The organism is Pseudorhodoplanes sinuspersici, from assembly GCF_002119765.1.
Lineage (GTDB): Bacteria > Pseudomonadota > Alphaproteobacteria > Rhizobiales > Xanthobacteraceae > Pseudorhodoplanes > Pseudorhodoplanes sinuspersici.
The window spans coordinates 4658711-4682302 of sequence record NZ_CP021112.1 but is presented as its reverse complement, the minus strand read 5'-3'; the positions used below and the strand labels follow the sequence as shown (position 1 = coordinate 4682302).

Annotated in this window: 21 protein-coding genes and 2 tRNA genes; 13 read left to right on the top strand and 10 right to left on the bottom strand. The window is 59.4% G+C overall.

Annotation, left to right across the window (positions count from 1 at the left end; genetic code table 11):
- Nucleotides 1–10 precede the first annotated feature (10 nt).
- A complete protein-coding gene (locus CAK95_RS22825) occupies nt 11–376 on the bottom strand; it encodes an NADH-quinone oxidoreductase subunit A (RefSeq protein WP_086091596.1) in 366 nt (121 codons plus the stop codon).
- 481 nt (nt 377–857) lie between these two features.
- Between CAK95_RS22825 and CAK95_RS22820 the strand changes: the two genes are divergently transcribed.
- The 5 genes from CAK95_RS22820 (at nt 858) to CAK95_RS22800 (ending at nt 6691) form a co-directional block, all read left to right on the top strand.
- Entirely contained in the window at nt 858–2123 is a 1266-nt protein-coding gene (locus tag CAK95_RS22820; RefSeq protein ID WP_157699709.1) for a patatin-like phospholipase family protein, read from the top strand.
- A 27-nt stretch (nt 2124–2150) separates the two neighbouring features.
- Entirely contained in the window at nt 2151–2534 is a 384-nt protein-coding gene (locus CAK95_RS22815) for a hypothetical protein (RefSeq protein ID WP_086090005.1), read from the top strand.
- Between the two features lie 194 nt (nt 2535–2728).
- Entirely contained in the window at nt 2729–4189 is a 1461-nt protein-coding gene (locus CAK95_RS22810; protein WP_086091595.1) for a YcjX family GTP-binding protein, read from the top strand.
- Nucleotides 4186–5208, top strand: a complete 1023-nt coding sequence (locus CAK95_RS22805) for a YcjF family protein (RefSeq protein ID WP_086090004.1) — start codon at nt 4186–4188, stop codon at nt 5206–5208. Before CAK95_RS22810 ends, CAK95_RS22805 begins: the two co-directional genes overlap by 4 nt.
- A gap of 106 nt (nt 5209–5314) precedes the next feature.
- Complete coding sequence (locus CAK95_RS22800; RefSeq protein ID WP_086090003.1) at nt 5315–6691, top strand: peptide MFS transporter; 1377 nt, start codon at nt 5315–5317, stop codon at nt 6689–6691.
- Between the two features lie 6 nt (nt 6692–6697).
- On the opposite strand, the gene CAK95_RS22795 is transcribed toward CAK95_RS22800, so the two are convergent.
- A complete protein-coding gene (locus CAK95_RS22795) occupies nt 6698–8413 on the bottom strand; it encodes a sulfatase-like hydrolase/transferase (RefSeq protein ID WP_086090002.1) in 1716 nt (571 codons plus the stop codon).
- A gap of 226 nt (nt 8414–8639) precedes the next feature.
- Here CAK95_RS22795 and CAK95_RS22790 point away from each other — a divergent pair, with 226 nt between their 5' ends.
- From CAK95_RS22790 to CAK95_RS22780, 3 genes are read left to right on the top strand one after another with little or no spacing between them, the layout of a single operon-like run.
- Nucleotides 8640–9677, top strand: a complete 1038-nt coding sequence (locus tag CAK95_RS22790) for an AAA family ATPase (protein WP_086090001.1) — start codon at nt 8640–8642, stop codon at nt 9675–9677.
- Nucleotides 9674–10951: a vWA domain-containing protein gene (locus CAK95_RS22785; RefSeq protein ID WP_183044171.1), complete on the top strand. Its 1278-nt coding sequence runs from the start codon at nt 9674–9676 to the stop codon at nt 10949–10951. The genes CAK95_RS22790 and CAK95_RS22785 overlap by 4 nt, the downstream gene beginning before the upstream one ends.
- Nucleotides 10948–11334: an LCCL domain-containing protein gene (locus CAK95_RS22780; RefSeq protein ID WP_086089999.1), complete on the top strand. Its 387-nt coding sequence runs from the start codon at nt 10948–10950 to the stop codon at nt 11332–11334. Before CAK95_RS22785 ends, CAK95_RS22780 begins: the two co-directional genes overlap by 4 nt.
- Nucleotides 11335–11378: 44 nt before the next feature.
- Here the strand turns inward: CAK95_RS22780 and CAK95_RS22775 are convergent, their stop codons facing one another.
- Nucleotides 11379–11597, bottom strand: a complete 219-nt coding sequence (locus CAK95_RS22775) for a hypothetical protein (protein WP_086089998.1) — start codon at nt 11595–11597, stop codon at nt 11379–11381.
- 227 nt (nt 11598–11824) lie between these two features.
- On the opposite strand from CAK95_RS22775, the gene CAK95_RS22770 reads away from it, so the two are divergent.
- A complete protein-coding gene (locus CAK95_RS22770; RefSeq protein WP_086089997.1) occupies nt 11825–12025 on the top strand; it encodes a hypothetical protein in 201 nt (66 codons plus the stop codon).
- 207 nt (nt 12026–12232) lie between these two features.
- Here CAK95_RS22770 and CAK95_RS22765 read toward each other — a convergent pair.
- Nucleotides 12233–12309 (bottom strand) — tRNA-Asp (locus tag CAK95_RS22765).
- Nucleotides 12310–12500: 191 nt separating this feature from the next.
- Between CAK95_RS22765 and CAK95_RS22760 the strand changes: the two genes are divergently transcribed.
- A complete protein-coding gene (locus tag CAK95_RS22760; RefSeq protein ID WP_086089996.1) occupies nt 12501–12803 on the top strand; it encodes an HU family DNA-binding protein in 303 nt (100 codons plus the stop codon).
- 101 nt (nt 12804–12904) lie between these two features.
- Here CAK95_RS22760 and CAK95_RS22755 read toward each other — a convergent pair whose 3' ends face one another.
- The 3 genes from CAK95_RS22755 to CAK95_RS22745 all read right to left on the bottom strand — a co-directional run bounded on the left by CAK95_RS22755 (nt 12905) and on the right by CAK95_RS22745 (nt 16972).
- Nucleotides 12905–13849 (bottom strand): tetratricopeptide repeat protein, encoded by a 945-nt coding sequence (locus CAK95_RS22755; RefSeq protein ID WP_086089995.1) that lies wholly within the window; start codon nt 13847–13849, stop codon nt 12905–12907.
- Complete coding sequence (locus CAK95_RS22750; RefSeq protein ID WP_086089994.1) at nt 13846–14532, bottom strand: Fe2+-dependent dioxygenase; 687 nt, start codon at nt 14530–14532, stop codon at nt 13846–13848. The genes CAK95_RS22755 and CAK95_RS22750 overlap by 4 nt, the downstream gene beginning before the upstream one ends.
- Nucleotides 14533–14599: 67 nt before the next feature.
- Nucleotides 14600–16972 carry a TonB-dependent receptor gene (locus CAK95_RS22745; protein WP_086089993.1) on the bottom strand — a complete coding sequence of 791 codons (2373 nt, stop codon included), beginning with the start codon at nt 16970–16972 and terminating at the stop codon, nt 14600–14602.
- A gap of 286 nt (nt 16973–17258) precedes the next feature.
- On the opposite strand from CAK95_RS22745, the gene exbB reads away from it, so the two are divergent.
- Genes exbB through CAK95_RS22730 form a run of 3 tightly spaced genes read left to right on the top strand, consistent with a single transcriptional unit; the run spans nt 17259 to nt 19460 of the window.
- Nucleotides 17259–18242 (top strand): tonB-system energizer ExbB, encoded by a 984-nt coding sequence (gene exbB / locus CAK95_RS22740; RefSeq protein ID WP_086091594.1) that lies wholly within the window; start codon nt 17259–17261, stop codon nt 18240–18242.
- A 4-nt stretch (nt 18243–18246) separates the two neighbouring features.
- The gene (gene exbD / locus CAK95_RS22735; RefSeq protein WP_086089992.1) at nt 18247–18672 is read left to right on the top strand and encodes a TonB system transport protein ExbD; all 426 of its coding nucleotides are present in this window, start codon (nt 18247–18249) and stop codon (nt 18670–18672) included.
- Nucleotides 18669–19460, top strand: coding sequence for a TonB family protein (locus CAK95_RS22730; protein WP_086089991.1), 792 nt, complete (start codon nt 18669–18671; stop codon nt 19458–19460). Before exbD ends, CAK95_RS22730 begins: the two co-directional genes overlap by 4 nt.
- Nucleotides 19461–19691: 231 nt before the next feature.
- Here CAK95_RS22730 and CAK95_RS22725 read toward each other — a convergent pair whose 3' ends face one another.
- From CAK95_RS22725 to lon, 3 genes are all read right to left on the bottom strand, one after another.
- Nucleotides 19692–20501 (bottom strand): hypothetical protein, encoded by an 810-nt coding sequence (locus CAK95_RS22725; protein WP_147413506.1) that lies wholly within the window; start codon nt 20499–20501, stop codon nt 19692–19694.
- Between the two features lie 155 nt (nt 20502–20656).
- Nucleotides 20657–20732: transfer RNA gene (locus CAK95_RS22720), tRNA-Val, on the bottom strand.
- 123 nt (nt 20733–20855) lie between these two features.
- Nucleotides 20856–23285, bottom strand: coding sequence for an endopeptidase La (lon, locus tag CAK95_RS22715; protein WP_086089989.1), 2430 nt, complete (start codon nt 23283–23285; stop codon nt 20856–20858).
- Nucleotides 23286–23592: the final 307 nt, after the last annotated feature.

Sequence of the window (23592 nt, the reverse complement as noted above, 5' to 3'; positions counted from 1 at the left end):
GGTTCGCTCGCTAATCCCATTCGAGCGCCCCCTTCTTCCACTCGTAGATAAAGCCGATGGTCAGAACAGCAAGGAAAACCATCATCGACCAGAAGCCGAAGACGCCGAGCTGGCCGAATGCCACGGCCCAAGGGAACAGAAAGGCCACTTCGAGATCGAAGATAATGAAAAGGATGGCTACCAGATAAAAGCGGACGTCGAATTTCATGCGCGCATCGTCGAACGCATTGAAGCCGCATTCATAGGCCGACATCTTCTCCGGATCCGGCTGCTGGTAGGCAACGATGAAGGGCACGATCAGCAGCACCGCGCTCAGGCCGAGGGCCACGGCAATGAACACGGCGAGCGGAAGATAGTCCTGCAGCAGATCGCTCATCATATCCTCATGCGGGGCAAGGAACCGGTTGGAACCGGTCAAACCCTGTCCCCCGACCATCTGATGGCGTGATCGCCACCCGATGCCCTCCGCAAGCCCCCAAACTAGCTCGGATTCGTTCCAAGAAAGAAGTTCGGGGAGCCTTAGCGCAGGGATTCCGCGCCCGCAAGCGTCGGAAAACACAAGACCTTCTACTCTCCCCGGGATCGCGGTCTCAAGGAGATATCTGGGGTTTGTGCGACGCCCGCGCGACACGGAACAGATAAGGACGATTGCCGCAATTTCGCGCGTGAGCCGTGCCAAACACGCATTTGGAGGGCATGAGCCATAAACCCGGAGTCCCACGCGATGATTGGATGCGCACGAATTGAGCACAGTATCGGCGTGAAACCCGCGTCACATAAATTTCCTATGTGAATCAAATTGATCGCGGCCGGCCTGTGAATTGCCACCACCCCGGGCCTACGACAAAATGACAGCGATGAATCCAAACGCAAAAAACCGGATTCGATTCGCCGGCGCGATTGCGCTGGCTCTCTTTTTTTTATCCTCCGGCATCATCGAAGCGGCACGGTTGCCAGCGGCGGCCGATCATTCCGTGTCGGTCTCCAGCCAGTCGAAGAAAAAAAAGGCCGCCAAGAAGAAAGCGAGGCCGGCCAAATCCGCCAAACCGGAAGGATTGCCAGCCCGCATTCCCTTCACAGCCACCGATCAGGACGCCGCGGCGATCCCGAACATTCCCGACGCGCGGTTCTGGGCCGATTCCGAAAAGGAATATCTGCGCGCTCTGCCGCAGGCGCGTGGTCCGTGGCTCATTCTCTCCACCGGCGGGTCCGACGGGGCTTTCGGCGCTGGCCTGCTGAACGGCTGGACCAAGGCCGGCACACGTCCTGAGTTTACATTGGTGACTGGAACGAGCACCGGCGCCCTGATTGCACCATTTGCCTTCCTTGGCCCAAAGTATGACGACGCGTTGCACGACGCCTACACCACCATCGGCGCCATCGACATTTTCGAGGTGGGCGGCAAGGGGGAAAGCTTCCTCGATACCTGGCCGCTGCGAGACCTGATCGCCAAGCGCGTCACTCCCGACCTGATCCAGGCCATTGCCGCCGAGCATGCGCGCGGGCGCAAGCTCTTCATCACGACCACCAATCTCGATGCCGGACGGCCGGTGGTCTGGGATATCGGTGCCATCGCGGCTGACGGTGGCGATCGGGCTGTGGCGCTTGTCCGCAAGGTCATGCTCGCCTCGATCAGCATTCCCGGTGCCTTCCCGCCCGTGCTCATCGATGTCGAGGCGAATGGACGCAAATTTCAGGAAATGCATGTCGATGGTGGTCTGGGCGCCCAGTTCTATGTCGCGCCTGATTCCATGCTCGTCAGCACCAGCACGGCCAGCCTGCGCGCGAGCGACATCTATGTCATTGCCAACATGAAGCTGGGCTCCGATTTCGAGATCACCGAGCGCAACACACTCGGCATTCTTGGCCGCACCGTCGCTACGGCGATCAGGATTGTTATCCGCAACGCCATCGATCGCGTCTACGAGACAGCGAAGCGCAACAACATTGGATTTTATCTCGCCTTCGTCGATCAGAGCTTTTCGGCTCCTGCGCGGGGGCCATTCGATACCGATTATATGAAAACCCTTTATGAGGCCGGTTTTGCCAAAGGCAGCGGCCCCGATCCATTTTTACGTGAACCGCCGGACTTCTCGGATCAACCAAGGAAGGCAGCCCGGTGAACCGGGCCCGGAAGGGAATGTGGTATTATGACGAAGGTGAAGACTGGGCTTGCCGGCGTTTTGCTGGCCGCCGCTCTGTCGAGCGGCATCGCAACCCCTGTGAAAGCACAAGCCGCCTATGACGGACTGTGGAGCGTGTTGATCATTACCGAACAAGGCACCTGTGACCGTGGCTATCGATACGCCATACGCATCAAGGGCGGCAAAGTCACGCACGCGGATCCAGCCAATTCCAGTTTTCGCATCAACGGCCGCGTCAGCGGCAACGGCGCCACGCGGGTCAGTGTCGCGCGGGGCGATCAGAGCGCCAATGGCAGCGGCCGGATCAACCGCAATGTCGGCGCCGGACGCTGGAAGTCCTCCAAGGGCGAATGCTCAGGCATATGGCAGGCGGAGCGTCGCGGCAGCTAGTTAGCAACGAAATCCATGCCGATGGTCTGGATTCTATGCAGAACAGCAGCTTAGGGACGGCATCTAAGGTTTTTCAGTTAAACTAGATTCTCAGCGCAATGCTGGCATAGACGCCAATCCGGCTTATCTGTAACCGGTTATGCCCGCGCGGCTTTTGCCGCGTGGCCTTTGCGGATGCGGCCGGCGCGCTTCAGATGGCAAACGTTTTTTCCAATTTTCTCGAACAGGCTCGCCTGACCTCGCAGGCCTTGCTTGAATACGGCAACAACCTGTTCGAGCCGACGGTGCGGCTCGGCGTCACCGGCCTGTCCCGCGCGGGCAAGACGGTTTTCATAACCGCCCTTGTGCATGGATTGCTGCGCGGCGGACGGTTTCCCGTTTTCGAGGCTCTGGCATCCGGACGGATCGCCGGCGCGCGATTGTCGCCACAGCCGGATGATACCATTCCCCGCTTTGCCTATGAGGCGCATCTCGATGCGCTCCTGAAGGGCCGTGAGTGGCCGGAATCGACCAAGCAAATCAGCGAACTGCGCCTTGTGATCGATTATCAGTCGCAAAGCGGATCGATGCGCGAACTAACGCTCGACATTGTCGACTATCCCGGTGAATGGCTGCTCGATCTGCCGCTGTTGAATTTGAGCTACGAGGACTGGTCGCGGCAGACGATCCACCTGTCGCAGCAAAAGGATCGCGCGCACCTTGCCGCCGACTGGCATCGCGATCTCGCCATCCTCGACCCGTTGGCGCCCGAAAACGAGCTGGCTGCACAAGTTGCGGCGCAGCATTTCACCCAGTATCTTAGATCTTGTCGCGACGAGCGGTTCGCATTGAGCTTGCTGCCGCCAGGCCGCTTCCTGATGCCGGGTGAGCTGGCGGATTCGCCGGCCCTCACCTTCGCGCCGCTCGACCGGCTGGACGGCAGCGCGCCGTCCGGCTCGCTCTGGGCGATGATGCGGCGGCGCTATGAATCCTACAAGGACGCCGTCGTGCGTCCATTCTATCGCGATCACATCGCCCGCCTCGATCGCCAGGTGGTGCTGGTCGACGCGCTGACCGCGCTCAATGCCGGGCCGGATGCCGTGCACGATCTCGAACGCGCATTGATTGCCATTCTCGACAGCTTCAATATCGGCCGCAACAGCATCCTGTCCGCCCTGTTCTCGCCGCGCATTGACAGGATCCTGTTTGCTGCAACCAAAGCGGACCTCCTCCATCACACCTCGCATGACAAACTCGAGCGTATTCTGGAGCGGCTGGTGAGCGATGCTGCAAAGCGAGCTGATTTTACCGGCGCAAAGATCGATGCCATCGCCATGGCTTCGGTGCGCGCAACCCGCGAAGCCAATGTCGGCGGGTCTTTGCAGGCGATTGTCGGCACGCCTCTCGCCGGCGAACAGGCGGGCGGGCGTGTGTTTGACGGGCAGTCGGAGATTGTGATCCATCCGGGCGACCTGCCGGACGATCCCGAGAGGATCTTCAACGGCGGCGATGGCGGCTTCCGCGGCCTTGCATCCGCCTCGTCCGACGATGCCGATTATCGTTTCCTGCGCTTTCGCCCGCCGCTCTTGGAACGCACCGAAGCTGGCATTCCGGCCCTGCCGCATATCCGTCTCGATCGCGCGCTGGAATTCCTGATCGGAGATCGTCTGCGATGAGTTCACCACGCCCGCGCAAGCCAGCCATCTTCTCGCCGGACGATCCCAATGTGGTGATGACAGCGCCGAAGGACGATCCGTTGCTGGATATCGCGTCGGGGACCGAGGCAGATCAGCAACTGCCGGCGCTGGCATCTGCGACGAAGTCGAAACGTCGGGTGCCATGGCGCAAGATCCTGTTCGGTGCGGTCGGCGGCCTGATCTCGCTTGGGATAGGACTGGCCGTCACCCGGCTGATCGAAGACCTATTTGCACGTTTCGAACTGCTGGGTTGGGTCGCGCTGGTGCTGGCCGGGCTTGGATTATTGGCCTTGCTCGCCATCATCATCCGCGAACTCGCCGGCCTGTCGCGCCTCGCGACCATCGAGAAACTGCGCGAGCGCGCGACGCAAACGCTGCTCAACGACAATCGCACCGAAGGTCAGGCGATCATGCGCGACCTTTTGGCCATCGAGAGCAAGGCGCCGCATCTGGCGCGAAGCCGCACGAAACTCCAGGCCCATCTCGGCGAGATCATCGACGGCGCCGATCTGATCCGCCTTGCCGAACGTGAATTGATGACACCGCTCGATCGCGAGGCGCGTCAGCTCGTCAGCAATGCGGCCAAGCGGGTTTCGATCGTCACGGCGGTATCGCCGCGTGCGGCGATCGATATCTTCTTCGTTTTGATCACCGCCTTGGGGCTCTGCCGGCAGCTTGCACTGCTGTATGGCGGCCGGCCGGGAACGCTTGGCCTGTTCCGGCTGATGCGCCACGTGATTGCGCATCTCACCATTACCGGCGGCATGGCGGCGGGCGACAGCCTGATCCAGCAGGTGATCGGCCATGGTCTTGCGGCCAAGCTGTCGGCGCGGCTGGGCGAAGGTGTTTTGAACGGCTTGCTGACGGCCCGGCTTGGCATCGCCGCGATCGAGGTGACCCGGCCCCTGCCCTTTGCAGCGCTTCCGCGGCCGACCTTGACGGAAGTTGCTGGCGGCATCATCCGCAGCGCCGAACAGGCCGAAAAGAACAAGGCATAAGTCCGGCTGCCTATCTGCGCGCCGGTGGACCGTGCACTTGCCGGAAAACCGGTCTCCTCTTTGCCCGATCATGTTCTAGACTTCTCGCATCTCGCGAGATTTCGACATGAGATCAGCGCCGGCCGGTGCAACGGCCCCTACCCAACAACAAGCCGTCCTTGGTCATCCCAAGGGACTTGCATTCCTGTTCGCGACCGAGATGTGGGAGCGCTTTTCCTATTACGGAATGCGCTCGCTGCTCGTCCTCTACATGGTCCATTACCTTTTGTTGGAAGACCGGTCGCAGAACGTCGTCGGCTACACCACGCTGAAAAGCGTTTTGGAAGGATTATTCGGCCCGCTCGGCGTGCAGCCGTTTTCCTCGCATATTTACGGGCTCTATTCCGCCTTCGTTTATCTGACGCCAATCCTCGGCGGGCTGATTGCCGATCGCTGGCTCGGCCAAAGGCGGACCGTGATCCTTGGTGCTGCCTTGATGGCCATCGGCCATTTCATGATGGCGTTCGAAACGCTGTTCCTGCTGGCGCTTGTCGTTCTCATTCTAGGCAGCGGCGCATTCAAGCCGAACATCTCGACGCAAGTTGGCGGGCTTTATGCGCCGGGCGATCGCCGGCGCGACCGCGCCTTTTCGATCTTCTATGTCGGCATCAATCTCGGCGCGTTCCTGGCACCGCTCGTCTGCGGCACGCTCGGCGAAAACTATGGCTGGCATTACGGCTTCACCGCCGCTGGCGTCGGCATGATGCTCGGACTCGCCATCTATCTCATTGGTTTGCCGAATTTGCCACATGACCGCGTGCGGTTACGCTGCGATGAGCCAAGAAAGCCGCTCGATCGCGACGAATGGCGCGCGATCATGGCGCTGGCGATGCTGTTCCTGCCGGTCACGCTGTTCTGGGCCACCTATGAGCAGCAGGGCAACACGATCGCGCTGTGGGCCAACGTCAATACCGATCGCTCGATCAATCTGCTGGTCTGGCGCGGCGAGATCCCGACCACATGGTTTCAGGCGTTCAATCCCTTCATGATCTTTGCTTTCACGCCGCTCATCGTGGCGTTGTGGTCGTGGCAGGCGAAACGCAACAGCGAGCCGTCGACGATCGTGAAGATGGCGCTCGGCTGTTTCGGTGTTGCGCTGGCTAATCTTATCCTGGTGCTGGCCGCGTGGCACTCCGGCGCCGACAAGGCGAGTTGGTTGTGGTTGCTCGCCTTCTTTGCGGTCATCACGATTGGCGAGCTTTACATTTCGCCCATAGGATTGTCGCTTGTCACCAAGATCGCGCCAGGGCGGCTGGTCTCGATGCTGATGGGGATATGGCTCGCAACCAGCTTCGTCGGCAATTTCATCAGCGGATGGCTCGGCAGCTTCTGGAGCGCGATGGACAAGAGCCTCTTCTTCATGATGATCGCGGCCATCGCCACTTTCGCCGGCATTGTCATCTGGTCATTTGACCGGATACTGAAGCCAATCCTGAAAGAGTGAGTGGCGTCAGAAACCCTTGATCGCGCCGGAATCCACAAGCAGCCGGTTGAAGCGGCGCGCTTCGGCGCCATCCTTGCAGCGATAGAACATGCCATCGCACCGCTGCAGGATGTTCTTCTGTTCGATAAAGGATGAATCGAGCGGCAGGCCCGCCGCCTCCTGCACCACGAGCGGCAGATACGGCGCATCGAGCCTATTGCGGGCCGACGACAGATCGACCGGTTTGAAGTTGATGCTGTCGATCGCGTAATACGCAGAGAAGAAGCGCGGATCCTGGTTCATGATCCGCTCGGCGATCTGTTCATCGGTCCATTTCGGTTCGAGCAGGCGCGGTGCAATCGCTGGCGGATGATCGCCGAACCGCACGATCAGAAAAGCATCGTCCGGATAATTGCGTTTCAGGCGCGCGACAAAGGCCTCATAATCGCGTGCGCTCATACTTTGCCGGCGGATATATTCATCCACTTCGGCATTGACGTTGAGCGGCTTCCATCGCGGCGTGAGATCGGGCCGGTAGCGTTTGTCCCAGGGAAAGTGATTGGCGGCGGTATAGACGAACAGGAATAGCGGATCCCTGCCGCGCTCCTTCTCGATCAGCTTTACGGCTTTGCCATAATAGAAGCTGTCCGGCTCGACATCGCCCGCCTTCATCTCGTGTGAGTCGATCATGCGATCGATGCCGGCGGTTTTCTGGAAGCGGCGGGCACTGAGGAAAGCGCCATAGGCCGGATAAAGCGTGAAGGTCTTGTAGCCGCAGCGCCGCAAGGCCTGCGGCAGGCCGCGCTCTACACGTCCGGCGGCGAGCCGCGTGACATGGAACATCATGCGGCCATAGGATCGCGCCGATAGGCCGGTCAGCACATTGTACTCGGTGTACCAGGTCGGTCCGCCCGCCGCTTCCGTGATCAGCGTGCGAGACTTGCCGTCAATGGATTCGAAATGACGGCCGTAATTGTCAGGCACGTTGATGCCGGGCGCCTTGCGGATATCGAAACTCGATTCGTCCAGCACCATGATGATGTGAGGTCGTCGTCCTGCTGGTGTGCAGGTGTCGTCCGCCGGCACGGCTTTCAGCTTGCTGGCGACGGCGCGATCAATCTCCAGCCATCCGCCATTGGTGAATTCGGCGAGCGATACGACAGTCGAGCGCGTGAAACTGGACACATGATTGACGCCCTGGAACGGCTCCCACGGCTGTTCGGGCACGGCATTCGACAGGCCGACAATACCGCCGAGGACCACAATGCCGGCGATCGCCGACACGAGGCGGTTGATCCGGAACCGGTCAAATTTCCAGAGCAGAACCAGCAGAACAAGGCCGGCCAACACAGAGGCACCGACCGCAAGACGCAGACCTGGCATCACCGACAACAGAAAAGCGACGCTGTCGGGATCGATCACCATGATGTCGAGAAAGGTCGCCGTCATCCAGGTGATCTTGAACTTGAATTGAGAAACAAGGATCAAAAGCTCGACCATTCCCAGCGACAGAGCCGCTGCGACCGCCGGCCGGCGCAGGATCAACAGCCAGAGACAATTCAGGAAAATCCAGGTCAGCAGTGAGAGGCTGATCGCGAAAAGGTTGGTTTCGGTCTGGGCTATGCGGGCAAGGGCGATGAGGTGGAAGGTCGCCGTCAGAATGGCAGTCGGCCAGAACCCTCCGGATGCTGCATGCAGGCCCGAAAACCGGCGGGACGAACGTAGAAAATCTGTAATCAACATAGCCGGTTAGGCCGCTTTTTCACGCCGGAACCCGGCGTCCCTCAAGTTGTCATCATTCTGTAATAAAAGCGTCACTGCAAGAGCGGTCGTTGCCGCAGGGCGGGACCCCGTTGCGGGCGCCCATGAAAATTTTCTTTGTGGCGCCGGTGGAATAGCGCCCGCGACGGGCCTACATTGAGCTTGTTCCTGGTGAGGGAACGCAGCGTTCTTCACCCAGGAGCCGTCCATGGACGCCGCAGCGCAAAGCGCTCTTCAGCCAACCATCACCCTCAAACAGGCCAAGAAGCTGGTTCAGTGCATGGCGCACGAACAGAGCTTCCTGTTATTGTCGCCGCCCGGCGTCGGCAAATCCGAGATGGTAATGCAGGCGGCGGCTGAGGCCGGTTTGCCCTGCCGCTCGCTGCTCGGCACGCAGATCGCCCCGGAAGACGTCAGCGGCGTGCCTAAAATCGTTGGTGAGCGGTCGGTGTTCTGCCCGCCCCGGATTCTTCTGCCCGAAATTGCGCAGACGTTCTGTCTGTTTCTGGATGAACTGCCGGCCTGCGCACCCGACGTGCAGAAAGCCTTTTACTCCTTACTGCTGGAGCGCCGTCTGGGTGAGCACGCCCTGCCCGCCGGCACCTGGGTCGTCGCCGCCGGCAATCGCCAGCAGGACCGTGCGCTTGTGCGGGCGATGAGTTCGGCTCTCGTCAATCGTGTCACCATCCTCAATCTGCGGGTCGATGCCGACGAATGGCAGGACTGGGCTCGCCGCAACGGCATTCGCGCTGACATCCGCAGCTACATCTCCTTCATGCCGGACGCGCTGATGCGCGATGTGCCGAACGAACCGACCCCGTTCTCGACGCCGCGGGCCTGGTCATTGTTCTCCCAATCGCTCGACATGGCGGAAAGCGCCGGCATCCTGAGCCGCGAAACACGCCGTGCCCTCGCCTTTGGCCGGTTGTCGGCGGAAGACGCGGCTGTGTTCTGCGCGCTGGCCGAGGAATCCCTTGGCGCAATGGCGCCGATCGAAAGCTATGTCGAAAAACCGGGTACCTTGCCGAAGGGCGAAACGGCACGCTGGTTCATCCTCAACTGCATCCGGCAGAGAGTGCAGGCCGGCCGATTGACGACCGTGAAGCCACACGCCGTCAATCGCTTCCTGCGCAGCCTGCCGCCGGAAAGCGCACTCACACTCTTAACCGATCTTGTCGAGCAATGGGGTGCACTCGGCGCCGACAAGGCGATGCTCGAACTGCTCAAGACGGTGACGAAATCATGAGCGTTGCCGTTGCCAATGAGGCGAACAGCGACCGCGCGACATTGAAGCGCATCGAAAACGGTCTGCGCATGGTGACGGTGCCATTGCCGCATCTTGCCGGACTCGCTGCGGCCGTGCGGACCAATCTCGACTGGCGCGTGCCAACGATGGGCATTTTTGCGTCGGGGCGGCTGTTGGTGAATCCCGGCTTTGCTGCTCGTCTGAAAGACAACGAACTCGTCTTCGTGTTGGCCCATGAATTGTTGCATCTGGCTTTGCGGACGCATGATCGCGCGCGGGGCAGCAGCCGCCTCGAGTTCAATTACGCGCACGATTACATCATCAACGACATCTTGCGGGCCGAACTGGGCTTTGCGTCGATCCCGGCTGGCGGTCTCGACATGCCCGGCGCGCGCGAACGGTCGGCAGAAGACATCGTCATCGAGATGCGGCGCAATGCCGATCTGATGCCATCGCGCACGCAAGTGTTCGAAGGTGCGCAGGCATCCATTCGCCAGATTTTTGGCGGCGGTCAACCTGGTAATGAAAGCAGACAGCCGGATGACGATGCCGGCGACGTGCTCGCGGACAAAAAAGAACGCGACATGTTTCCCGCAGACGCGCAAGATCAGGCCCAGCAAAAAGCAAAGATCGATGAGGTCACCGCACGGGGCCTATCTCTCGCAGAGGCAATGAAAGCGTTCAGAGGTCGCGGTGACAATGGCGGCACGATGAATGCCACGATCACTGCGTTGCGCGGCGAACTCCGCCCAGCGTGGCAAAGCGCCTTGCAGAAATGGATCGAGTCATCGTCGCCGGGCGAACGCACATTCACGCGGCTATCGCGGCGCGGCGCTGAATGCAGCGAGATCGTGTTGCCGGGACGCAAGCGGGAATCATGGATGCTGAATGTCGTGCTCGATACCAGTGGCTCGATGACAGACGAAATACCTTTGGCCCTTGGCGCAATCGCCGATTTTTGCGACGCGGCCGGTGTCGATCAGATCCGCATCATCCAATGCGATACGGCCGTGACGTCTGACGAGACCGTTTCTCCCGAAGAGCTGGCAGTATTTTCCGTGAGCGGATTCGGCGGCAGCGATCTTTCGCCTGCGATGGCCGCGCTTGCCGAAGACCCGCAAGTCACCGCCGCCGTGATCGTGACCGACGGAGAGATCGCGTTTCCGTCCGATCCAATGCCCTATGGCGTGCTGTGGGTTCTGCCCGTGCGCCAAGCCGGTCGTTTCAACCCGCCTTACGGGCGTGTCATTGCGATGGATGGGAGCCGGCCATGAAAGTCGTGCAGGAACTGGTTGCCTATTTCGACCGGCGCGGACAATTGTCGAAGCGGCAGGTGCGGCAATTGCTTGACAAGGGTTATCTCGCGTCCGACGCGCCGGCAAACATGCTCGAACTGGCCGGTACTGTGGGCGCGACCTATTATTTCCGTGTGCGTGGCGAATCCGAGGGCCCGCTCTGGGGTACCGATATCTACACGGGGGATTCGACACTTTCAGCCGCTGCCGTGCATGCTGGCTTGCTGAAAGTCGGACAAACGGCCGTGCTGAAAGTGACGACCGTGGCACCCCTGCCGGAATATCAAGGCTGCGTCAGAAACGGCGTGACGAGCCATGATTTCGGGCGCTATGGCAGTGCCTATCGGTTGTCGGCGATCTAACCTGAGAACGACAAAAGGCCACCTGCCCGAGCGCGCCTTCTTACCTATCCCAGCCGGTCGCCGGTGGGTGGCGTAACCATTCGACCGTCCAACTCGACGTCCACAAGGTCTTTCGCCGAGCGAATGGCATCGTCGCGATGTTCGAACTTGGCGGAGGTCGAGTAGATTTCCTTATCGTTGTGGAAAACCACGACTCGAAAGCCATCGTCGTAAACGAGGCGAAGGTTACGCCCCTTGTAATGAATGGTTTGGACGTCATCCATTCTTGCCTCGGTCCAACGTGGGCAGGTGTTCGACCCGCATCTGAAATTTTGCGCAGAAATGCAGAAATTATGTGGGTGGAGGCTCCGAATTGATTAAGCGCACCATTCTGTTCTGTTGCGTATTTTCAAAAGATCAGACGGATCGATCTTGCCGATTACCGGAGTTATGATGATTTCTATATTAGCGGCAGAGTATCGTGCGCGCCGACAAAATTTGGAGACGGTCAATGGCTGGATCAAATTCAATTGCGGAACTCGATCGGCGTATTGCCATCGTCCGAGCCAATCTGACGCAACTGATGGAGCAGGCAGCCGCTCAATCAGGGGCGGCAGACGAAGCGCTGGCGTCCGACCGGATTGCGCAGCAGACCGAGGAACTTGAGCGGCTGAAGAAGGAGCGTGATGCGCTTGCAGCCAAAATCGATTAGGTCAATGGGAGTTGATCAGCCGCCCACCCGGCGGCTTTTTGCCCACCGCTGCACACGCGCGACATGGCCGTGCGGCGAATAGCCCTCGCAAAGCTTAACGACTTCGGAATCGGACGATTTGAAATTTCGAGAGACGATCAAAGCTGTGAGAATGCGGCGCAAAAACACCAAACCTGCGGATTTTCAAAGTAAAATCAACCACTTGCGTGGCGGGAGCGACGGGACTCGAACCCGCGGCCTCCGGCGTGACAGGCCGGCGCTCTAACCAACTGAGCTACGCCCCCATGCAGGGAATGACGCGGACTTAAATCTCAGCCGGAGGCAAGTCAAGCGCGGTCCGCCTTTCCCGTTGCGTCATGCCCGCAAAAATGCTCTTGAGCCTCATATTCAATGCGTTTTCGGCCTGGGCCGAATCGTCTAAACGCCACAGTCTGTGGTTCCGTTACGGCGCCTGATGAAAAGGAGGGCCCCCCTTATGGCTGATGCAAAGCCGGCGACAGCTCCCACCATTACCCTGAAGCATCTCGCGGCTGGTTTGGCCGAGGATCATCAGTTGTCGAAGAAACAGAGCGAAGCGATGCTCGGGGACCTCGTGACCAAGATCACGGATCACCTCAAGAAAGGCGATCGGATCCGCATCGGCGGTCTCGGTATCCTGCAGGTCCGCTCGCGCGCGGCCCGTACCGGCCGCAATCCCGCGACCGGCGAAGAGATTCAGATCAAGGCATCGAAGAAGGTCGCCTTTCGTCCGGCCAAGGAATTGAAGGACGCGATCTGATCGCGCTTTGGCGCGATCAGCCCTGTTCTTGCGTAAGAAAAGCGCGCCGGCCATGACCGGCGCGTTTTTCGTTTGGATCACCTGTTCTTTTTGATAAGCGATTACAATAGGGCATGTTGTCGGCTGATATCATCAAGCAACGCGAGCGCACCCGGAAATCCCTTGGCCTGTGCGCGGGCTAGCCAGATCGCAGCTTCGCTGACGTTTGCAGGCCCTCCCCGCCCGCAGGCGAGCGCATGGCCATAAGCGAACAGATCCTCGGCCGCATCGCCTTCCGCCGCACGCCTGAGCGCAAGGCGCGCAACAGCGTGCAGGTCGGAGCGCCGATTTTTGAACAAGTGAGCCGCGAGGTCGCGGCAAAAATCGACGGGAGCGCATTCAGCTGACCGGCGATACCAGGAAACAGCGTCGTCGATTCGATTCTGCTCCAGCATGAAGCGCGCAAAATGAGCGGCGCCACGGAAGCATCCTCGCTCGGCGGCGCGGCGATACCAGCGAATGGCCGATGGAATATTGACGGGCCCGCTCCAACCAAACTCCCGGTAACGGCCGATCATGTTCATGGCCTTGGCGTTGCCTTGCCGGGCGGACCGAACCAGTAATGTCAGCGCCGTGGCAACAGCGCCGGGCGTCCCCTCGTCCCGCAGCATTAGCGTCGCGAGATTGAACTGCGCCCAGTGATGGTTTTTCGCAGCGGCACGCTGATAACACGTTCTTGCTGCATCGAGGTCGATCACCGTGCCCCAGCCGAGTTCATGGCAGCGGCCCAGCATATTGATCCCATCAATATCGCCCGCCTTGGCGGCGATGCCAAACCAGCGACACGCGGCCTGCAGATCACGTGCGACACCATGCCCGTCGAGCAGCATTTGTCCGTACACGACCTGGGCGACCTTGCTTCCCCCGACAGCTGCAGCATAGGCAATGCGTGCCGCCTCTTCCGCGCCTGCCGCGAGCCTGTCGCCGATATCCTCCGCAGAGAGCTTCAGGAGCGACGTGTAATAGACCGGCTCTGTCCTCACATCGGAAATCCGGCCATGCCTCATAGCTCAGCCCAGTGACGCAGAAGATTGTGATAGTGGCTGACCAAAGCCACTGACGCGCGTTCGTCATCACCCAGCCTACGACGAACCTCCATGATCGCCATGTCGAGATCGTAGAGCATGGTTCGCCGGCCATCGTCCCTGATCATCGATTGAGTCCAGAAGAACGACGACCAGCGACTGCCGCGAGTGATCGGTGTCACGTGATGCAAGCTGGTCGCCGGATAGAGAATCATGTCGCCGGCCGGCAGCTTGACATGATGGGACCCATACGTGTCCTCGACGACGAGTTCACCGCCATCATAGTCCGCCGGATCGGTCAAAAATAACGTCGACGAAACGTCCGCACGCATCCGCACGCCTCCAGAACCAGGCACCATGCGGATCGCCCCGTCGACATGGGCACTGAACTGCATGCCGGCGTCATAGCGATTGAATAACGGCGGCAACACCAGATGTGGAAGCGCAGCAGAACTGAAAAGAGGGCTGCGGCCTAACGCGTGAAGAATGATGCTCCCGGCTTCAATAGCGGTCGGCGATCCTTCTGGAATTTGCAGATTGTACTTTGCCTTTGCCGCTTGGTCGCCGGCTGTATCCTTCCCGTCGACCCACTCAGATGATTCCAGGATCTGGCGGCATTCGGCGACTTCCTTTGCCGAAAGGATGCCCGGGATGTGAACCATCATTGGCAGCACTCCAAAAGAATATCCCGCCGCATCGCTGCGGCGGGATCTGTTTGCTTGGCGCGAAGCATTACCAGCGGGCGCGAACGGAGAGCGATGCGTAGCGGCCGGCCGCCGGCACGGCATGTCCCCCGTAATACTGCGAATAATAAAGTTCGTTGGTCAGGTTGTAGACGTTGAGCTGCAGCGTCCAGTTCTTGTCGACCTTGTAGGCCATCATCGCGTCGAACTTCCAGAAGTCGGGCACGAATGCGGTGTTGGCCGTGTTGACGTAAGCTTCCGACTGCCAGAGGGCGCCACCGCCGACAGTCAATTGCGGTGTGATGTCGTAGGTCGTCCACAAGGTAAAGCTGTTGAGCGGCGTATTGGGCAGACGCCGACCGAGTTCGCCTAAATTTGTCGTCTCGACGATTTCGGTCTCGTTGTACGAATAACCTGCCGTCATCTGCCACTTGTCGGTGATACGACCGACGAGGCCAAACTCCACGCCCTTCGATACAGCCAAGCCATCAAGGATAAGTGGCAATGTTGAGTCGTTTGGATCGGTCGGAATTCGCAAATTCGTCTTCTCAATATTGAAGTAGGCGGCACTCAGCGTCACCCGGTTGTCGAGCACGTCAACCTTTGCGCCGACCTCCCAGACAGTGTTCTTCTCCGGTGCGAGCAACACACCATTGGTTGCGTTGGGATTCGATGACAGTGTTCCGGCCTCGGCCGACGGGTTATAGGAAACACCATAAGCACCGTAGATGCTCGAATTCGTCGTCGGATGGAACACTGCACCAAAGCGATAGCTCAACATGTTATCTGTGCGCTGACTGAAACGGTTCGCCGGGTTGGTTTGCGTTAAATCGGTGTAGCTCGTTTTGAACATGTCATACCTGATCGCGCCCAAGATATCCCAGTATCGATTGAGCTTGATCGAATCCGATGCGTACACGGCGTAGGTGTCGGCCACCGTTGTCTGGGGTTTGTTCCAGCCGAGGAATTCTCCACCAAAGCCCGTTTGTTGAGGGTTGTTTAGATCGGTACGACATTCCGGAAGCGCCGGGTTGCAGAGATTACTGGAATTACCCATGCCAATCGCGCGATGCTGCCAACGGTTTTCCTTGTCGTATTCCGTGCCCACCACGACTGTATGCTGGAGCGGACCGGTGTCGATCTTGCCTGTGATCTCACTCTGATTGACCAGCAGGTTGTTGTTGGTCTCGGTCCAGAAATGCTGCCGCCCGACCGTCATGTCGCCGACGGGATAGTTGTAGTCGGGTTGATCAAACGGCGTTGGAGCCGCAAAGGGCGTGTTGTCAGCTCGCCCCAGACTACGCGGCGCGGTTGGCCGCGACGAACGATCTACAGCGAAATAGCGCGTGGTATTCGCGAACTTCAGCTGATTGGTGATATCGTACTCGAACCGCCCGGTCAGAATATGGGTTTCCGTCGTCGTGCGATCGGCCAGCGGGCCTCCGGTCACGCCGTAAAAATTGCTGCGATTGACGGGCACCGGTCCAACCGGTTGACCGTTTCCGTAATAGCCTGGGTTGGTCAAATTACCGGTGACATTGGAACGTGCCGGTTGCGGCAAATATGGGTGTCCATAATCAGGCACGCCCTCTTCACCCTGGTAGATATAACCAAGCTTGACCCGAGCCTGTTCGTTCAGTCGGACATTCAGCGACGGCGCGACACCCCAGCGCTTGGTCCAGATATTGTCGCGATCAGGGGTATCGACATCCTGCCAGAGCGCGGCAATACGGGCATCGATGTTGGGATTGATCTGACCGCTGGCATCGATTTCAGCCCGAACGCCTTTTGGCGTGGAGCCCGTCAAAGTGCCTTCGAAATACTTGGCGCCCGTGGCCTGCTTGGAGGTCAGGTTGATGGCGCCGCCGGTCGAGCCGCGGCCGAAAGCGAAAGCCGACGGCCCTTTGAACACCTCCACAGAATCCGTGGCGAATACATCGCGCGTATACCAGCCAGGATCGCGGATGCCGTCGCGGAAGATATCGGTCCGTGCGCTGAAGCCGCGGATAAGCGGCGCATCGCCCTGCGTGCCACCTTCGCCGGCGGAGAATGTAATGCCGGGGACGTTGCGCAACGCATCTTCCATCGTGCGTGCGCCCTGATCGCGGATGACTTCCTGTGTCACCACGTTGATCGTCTGTGGCGTATCGCGCAACGGAGTAGGAATGCGCGAAACACCTGTGGACGTCGCGCGATAACCAGTATCTTCGGCCTGCCCCCCCTGTCCCGAAACGTCGATGGTCGGAAGTGCCTCCTGAGCCGCTGTACCGCCTGCCATGGCGACAGAAGCAAGACCGATCGCAGCATGCACCAACGGTTTGCGCGCGCTTGAGCGAACGCCGATACGGCCGCCTGATTTTTGCTCGATTAAATCGTCACAAGTCTCACGCAGACGCACGTCACCCGTTGCACCAATCACCATTTCAGCCCCCGAAGTCCCATTCCTTAGAACAAGTAAAAACTTGTTGTGTTTCAGTGCCTTAGCTACTCGAATACTTGCGCGATGAGCAATTACGTCACCGCATGGCTGCCAATTCACGAATTGGAATGAGTCCGGGCTAAGCTTTGGACAATTTCCAAAGTATGGCGGTTGATTTATCTGTGTGGTTTGCGATTGAAAGCGATCACGACTCTTCTTGCGGCGATGGCCTGTCGCCGCCTCACATCAAGCGCGCGTTTCGAAGCAGCATCGCGCGAAGGATCGAACCATGATCTCGCTTTCAAAATCGCTCGCTGCGATATCCGGCCTATTCTCCACGCTGACGTTATCGGTTTTCGTGTCCACGCAGACGGCATTTGCGCAAACAGCAACCGAGCAAGCGCCAAGCACTGCGCCGGCAGAATCCGCCGCACCCGCGGCGTCAGCAGACTCCGCAGCGCCGGCAGCCACCCCCTCCGATGTGGTTCCATCATCCGGCGTGCTGCCGGATCCTGCTTCATCGACAGCCATGCCCGACGTCGCGCAGCAAGCGGGCTCGATCCCCGCAAGCATGCTGCCGCACGATCTGACGCCGTGGGGCATGTTCATGCAGGCGGACATCGTCGTGAAGGCGGTGATGGTTGGACTTGCTTTTGCGTCACTCGTCACATGGACGGTTTGGCTCGCAAAGAGCTTCGAAATTCGATTTGAAAAGAGCCGCGCCCGGAAGAAAAATCGTTGGCTTGAAACAGCCAAATCATTGGACGAAGCAGAGCGTGCATTCGCCAAGGAGAAGGACCCGGTTGCGCGTCTCGTGCGCGCCGCCGCGCATGAAGTCGAGCTCTCCCAGGCGCTCCCCGCGGAAGGCGTGAAAGAGCGTATCATTCTGCAATTGGAGCGGGTCGAAGCGAGCGCCAGCCGCCGCATCAGCAACGGCATGGGTATCCTGGCAACCATCGGCGCGACGTCACCGTTCGTCGGTCTGTTCGGCACCGTGTGGGGTATCATGAACAGCTTCATCGGAATTTCGAAGGCGCATACGACGAGTCTTGCTGTCGTGGCCCCTGGCATCGCCGAAGCGCTGCTTGCAACGGCCATCGGTCTTGTGGCCGCGATACCGGCCGTCGTCATCTACAACATGTTTACGCGTTCGATCGGTGGGTACCGTCTTATTCTCGGCAACGCATCAGCCAATGTTCTGCGGCTGGCCTCGCGCGATCTCGATCGTGGCGACATGAAGTTGCAGCATACCGCGCGGCAAGCAGCGGAGTGAGATCATGGCTGTCCACTTCGGCAAAGACGATGAGGATGTCGAGAACCATGACATCAATGTCACCCCATTCATCGACGTCATTCTGGTTCTGCTGATCATCTTCATGGTCGCGGCGCCGCTTGCGACGGTGGATATTCCCGTCGATCTGCCGACTTCAACCGCCCAGCAAACGCGCAGGCCCGACAAGCCCGTGTTTGTGACCGTAAAAGCCGACATGCAGGTTGCAATTGGCGAGGACATGGTGTCACGCGACGGCTTTGCCTCTAAATTGGACATCGCAACAAACCATAACAAGGACGAGCGGATCTTCGTGCGGGCCGATCGTGCCGTCAGCTATGGCGACGTGATGGAAGTGATGAATAGCCTTCGTTCGGCCGGATATCTCAAGCTTGGTCTCGTCGGCCTCGAAGCCCGAGAAGAGAAAAAATGAGCGTGACGGCCTGGACCGGCATCGTGGACCACGATGAGGATTGGCATCTTCGCCGCTGGATCGCAGCCGGCGCTATCGTTGTGGCGGCCCATGCCGGCCTTGTCGCCGCCTATCTGTATGTGGTGCCGCAGGACGAACTGGCCGGTGCCACAACGCCGCCGATCCTGGTCGATTTCGCGCCGGAAGCGGCCGCTCCTGAATCCGAAGACGAACTCCCGCCCGGCGAAGACGCGAGAGAATCCGAGGAGCAACCGGTTCCGGAAGTCAAACAGCAGGTCGAAGAGGAGCCGGTCATTGAGGTTCCACAGACGGAAACGCCCGAGCCGGAGATCGTAATCCCGCCGAAGAAAGAAGAAGTTGTCGAGAAACAGGAAGAGCCGACGCCCCCACAGCCGAAACCGGTCGAGAAGAAGCCGGTTGAACGAAGTGAGAAGTCAGTCAAAAAACAACAAGCGGCTCCCAAGACGCAACGGCGATCCCGCAAGATTGTCGCTCCCAATTCCGGAAATGCCGGCTCGGTTAACGCCTTGCCGTCCTACAAGAGCATGATCAGCGCGCATATCAACCGCTTCAAGCGCCCTGCTTCTGGTTCAGGAACGGCTGTCGTCAGTTTTGTTGTCGATCGCAGTGGCCGCGTGGTCTCCCGCAGCCTCGCGCGATCGTCCGGCAATTCGGCGGTGGATGCCGAAGCGATGGCCACCATCGCACGTGCAGCGCCCATGCCGGCTTTCCCCGCTGCGGTGACGCAGTCACGCCTCGCCTTCATGCAGGCCATTCGCTTCAATTGATACGCGAGGCCACGACTATCGGCGGGATGCATTCAACAATTGCTTGATCGCTTAGGATCAAGCCTTCCCGTTTCCGAAAATTCCGCCAAGCCATTTCGGCTCCAGATTCCGATCGTTGTCGGGGGCCGGAGCCGGCTCGTTGAACTCATGCTGCGCTGGCGGTGCTTTCAGGTCATGAATTCGATTCTTGATATCCGTGAACTCGGACGCAATCGAGCGCTGCAGGGCGGCTTATGCCGCCCTGCCTTCCTGCACCGCGTGATCGGCATGTGTTGTCGCTGCCAAACCGGCTTGCGTATCAACCGGTGCGGTTTTCGCATCGCTTGTGGCGGGCGGCAGCGATTGAACCAGCATATTGGCAAGGTTGTAGGCGAGCGTTGCGACCGGCGGTGATGCCGTTTCTTCGGCAGAGTGATCCGAAGCTGGCGGGCTGGCGTCTGCCGTTGCCGGAACATGCTGCGGCCCAGACACGACATCCTCAGACATGTCGTCGCGCGCGATTGGGAACGGAGCATCCAGCAGTTCAGAAACGTCCTCAGGCGGAACAGCCGACGGCTCTGTATTGCGACTCACAGGATTAATGGTGACGCCTTGAGGCTCTGAAACCACGTGTCCGCTATCGACAAGCTCCACAATCTCTTCCGCCACTGCCAACTCATCAGCGCGCGCGTCTGCAGCAACGATTTGTATATCGGAAGACGTTACGGGATCTGGCTCCGCCACAACCTGTTCGGTGCCGGGTGATGGCATGTCGACATTTGAGTTTTCATCGAGAAAAGCCAGCACATCGGCCAGTTGGGGGACGATATTGTCGATGGCACAGAGCGCGCGATATTCCCTGGTCTCCTGCAATTGCCGCTCGATCTCTTCCCGGACGTCGCGAAGCGGCGTCACCAGATCCTGAAATTCGGCGATATCCGCCATCGTTTGTTCAATGCTTCGCAGGGCGCGATAGCGGCTGATTCCCACTAAGTGATGGACAACATCGCCCCTGATAACGCTGAGCGACGTAACGAGGTCTGGACGAACGCCAATTGTCATTTGATCCCTCCACAACTGTTGCGTGTTAAAACCTTAACACCATATATTTAAAGTTGCAAATATGAGATGCATGGCCCCTACGTTGCAGGCGTGCCATTCCCTTCGGACGGAAGGCCGCTCAAAAGCGCCGTTCAGATTTTGAGGTGAAACGGAAATGGTGGGCGGTGACGGGATCGAACCGCCGACCCTCTCGGTGTAAACGAGATGCTCTGCCAGCTGAGCTAACCGCCCTGGCAGCTATCGTCCGGCGGCTCGCCGGCGCAGCGCAGCGGCTGAATACGCTGCATGATCAGAAAAATCAAACGGCGGCGCTTTGGGCGCCGCCGTTTGTAGCTCAAATCCTGCTAACCGAAGTTAGTGAGCTCGGAGGGCCGCAGCTTCGTCTTCGGAGACCTTGTCGGCCGGCTTGGTCACGGGCTCTTCCCACTGGATGGGTTCGGGCTTGCGCACCAGGGCGCGGGCCAGAACTTCGTCCATACGGGACACCGGAACGATCTCGAGTCCGCTCTTCACGTTCTGCGAGATATCCGCGAGGTCCTTAGCGTTTTCCTCCGGGATCAGCACCGTCTTGATGCCGCCACGCAAGGCGGCCAACAGCTTCTCCTTGAGGCCGCCGATCGGCAGTACACGACCGCGCAGCGTGATCTCGCCGGTCATGGCGACATCCTTGCGAACCGGGATACCGGTCATCACCGAAACGATCGCCGTGACCATTGCGACGCCCGCTGAGGGGCCATCCTTGGGCGTCGCACCTTCCGGCACGTGCACGTGGATGTCACGCCTGTCGAACAGCGGCGGCTCGATGCCGAAGGCAATGGACCGCGACCGCACGTAGGACGCGGCAGCCGAGATCGATTCCTTCATCACATCGCGCAGGTTGCCGGTGACGGTCATCTTGCCCTTGCCGGGCATCATCGCGCCTTCGATGGTCAAGAGCTCGCCGCCGACGTCGGTCCAGGCCAAGCCGGTGACGACACCGATCTGGTCCACGTCCTCGACTTCGCCATAGCGATACTTCGGCACGCCGAGATATTCGTCCAGCTCCTTGGCGGTGACGGCGACCGACTTCTTCTTCGAAAGAGTCAGTTCCTTCACAGCCTTGCGGATCAGGGTCGAAATCTCGCGTTCGAGATTACGCACGCCGGCTTCCCGCGTGTAGCGGCGGATGACGGTAAGCAAAGCTTCATCGTCGATCGTCCACTCCTTGGCGGTCAGACCATGCTTGGCAATCGCGGCCGGGATCAAGTGCTTGCGCGAGATCTCGAGCTTCTCTTCCTCCGTGTAGCCGGCAATACGGATCAGCTCCATGCGGTCCATCAGAGGCGCAGGGATATTCAGCGTATTGGCCGTCGTCACGAACATCACACCCGAGAGATCGTAATCGACCTCGAGGTAATGGTCGTTGAAGGTCGTGTTCTGCTCAGGATCCAGCACCTCGAGCAAAGCCGATGACGGATCGCCGCGGAAATCGGCGCCCATCTTGTCGATCTCGTCCAAGAGGAACAGCGGATTTGACGACTTGGCCTTGCGCATCGACTGAATGATCTTGCCAGGCATCGAGCCGATATACGTGCGACGGTGACCGCGGATCTCCGCTTCGTCGCGCACGCCACCGAGCGAGACGCGCACGAATTCGCGACCCGTCGCTTTCGCGATCGACTTGCCGAGCGAGGTCTTGCCGACACCGGGAGGCCCGACGAGGCACAGGATCGGACCGGTCAGCTTGTTGGCCCGCTGCTGCACGGCAAGATACTCGACGATGCGATCCTTGACCTTCTCCAGGCCATAGTGATCGGCATCGAGGATCTCCTGCGCGGCCTTGAGGTCCTTCTTGACCTTGGTCTTCTTCTGCCACGGGATCGACAGCATCCAGTCGAGATAGTTGCGCACGACCGTTGCTTCGGCTGACATCGGAGACATCTGCCGCAGCTTCTTCAATTCGTGCTGTGCCTTCTCTCGGGCTTCCTTCGAGAGCTTGGTCTTCTTGATCTTGTCTTCGAGTTCGGCGAGTTCGTCCTTGCCGTCCTCGTCGCCCAGCTCCTTCTGGATCGCCTTCATCTGCTCGTTCAGATAATACTCGCGCTGCGTCTTCTCCATTTGACGCTTCACGCGCGTACGAATCCGCTTCTCGACCTGCAGCACGGAGATTTCGCTCTCCATCAGGCCCAGAACCTTTTCGAGCCGCTCAGGCACGCTCATGATTTCGAGGACCGTCTGCTTGTCGGCGATCTTCACCTGCAGATGCGACGCGATTGTATCGGCGAGCTTGGCGTGATCCTCGATCTGCTGAACGACGCCAACCACTTCCGGCGACACCTTTTTGTTCAGCTTCACGTAATTCTCAAACTCGGTGACGACCGAGCGCGCCATCGCTTCGGCTTCCACGCGCTCGCCGAGGTTGTCATCGAGCACGACCGCGTCCGCCTCGAAATATTCGCTGCGGTCGGTGTATTTGAGAACCTTCGCACGCTGTGCGCCTTCGACCAGGACCTTCACGGTGCCGTCGGGCAGCTTCAGCAATTGCAGCACGCTTGCGAGCGTCCCGATCTCGTAAATCGAGTCGGTTGCCGGCTCGTCATCGGATGCATTCTTCTGCGTCGCCAGAAGAATAAACGTGTCGGAGCGCATGACCTCTTCCAGCGCCTTGATCGACTTTTCACGGCCGACGAAGAGCGGAACGATCATGTGCGGAAATACGACGATATCACGCAGAGGCAGCACGGGATAAGCCCGTGTCTCTCCGGCGATCAGGGGTGGGCGCGGCTTGTTGTTGGATGTCGTCATGGCCCGTCATTCCTTGTTCTTGTGCCCCTCCAAACGGCCCGCCATGGCGCAACCATCCAGAGTGCCGAGGAGCCGGGAGGGTAGCATGGCCGTCAAGGCACGTTGGCCATACACGAGGGTGGGTACGAACCCCGCCCGGAATGAAAGTCTGAACTCTTCGTACGCTATCCGTTCGCCTCCATTAGGTGGCGCTGCGGTGCGGGAGTGTCAAGTGAAGCGGCTGTTCCGGCTCCGTCCACCGGACTTTGCAAGAAAGACGCCAGCTTGTCGCAATCGTGCGGCAAGCCTAAGCGATTCTGAAAGGGAT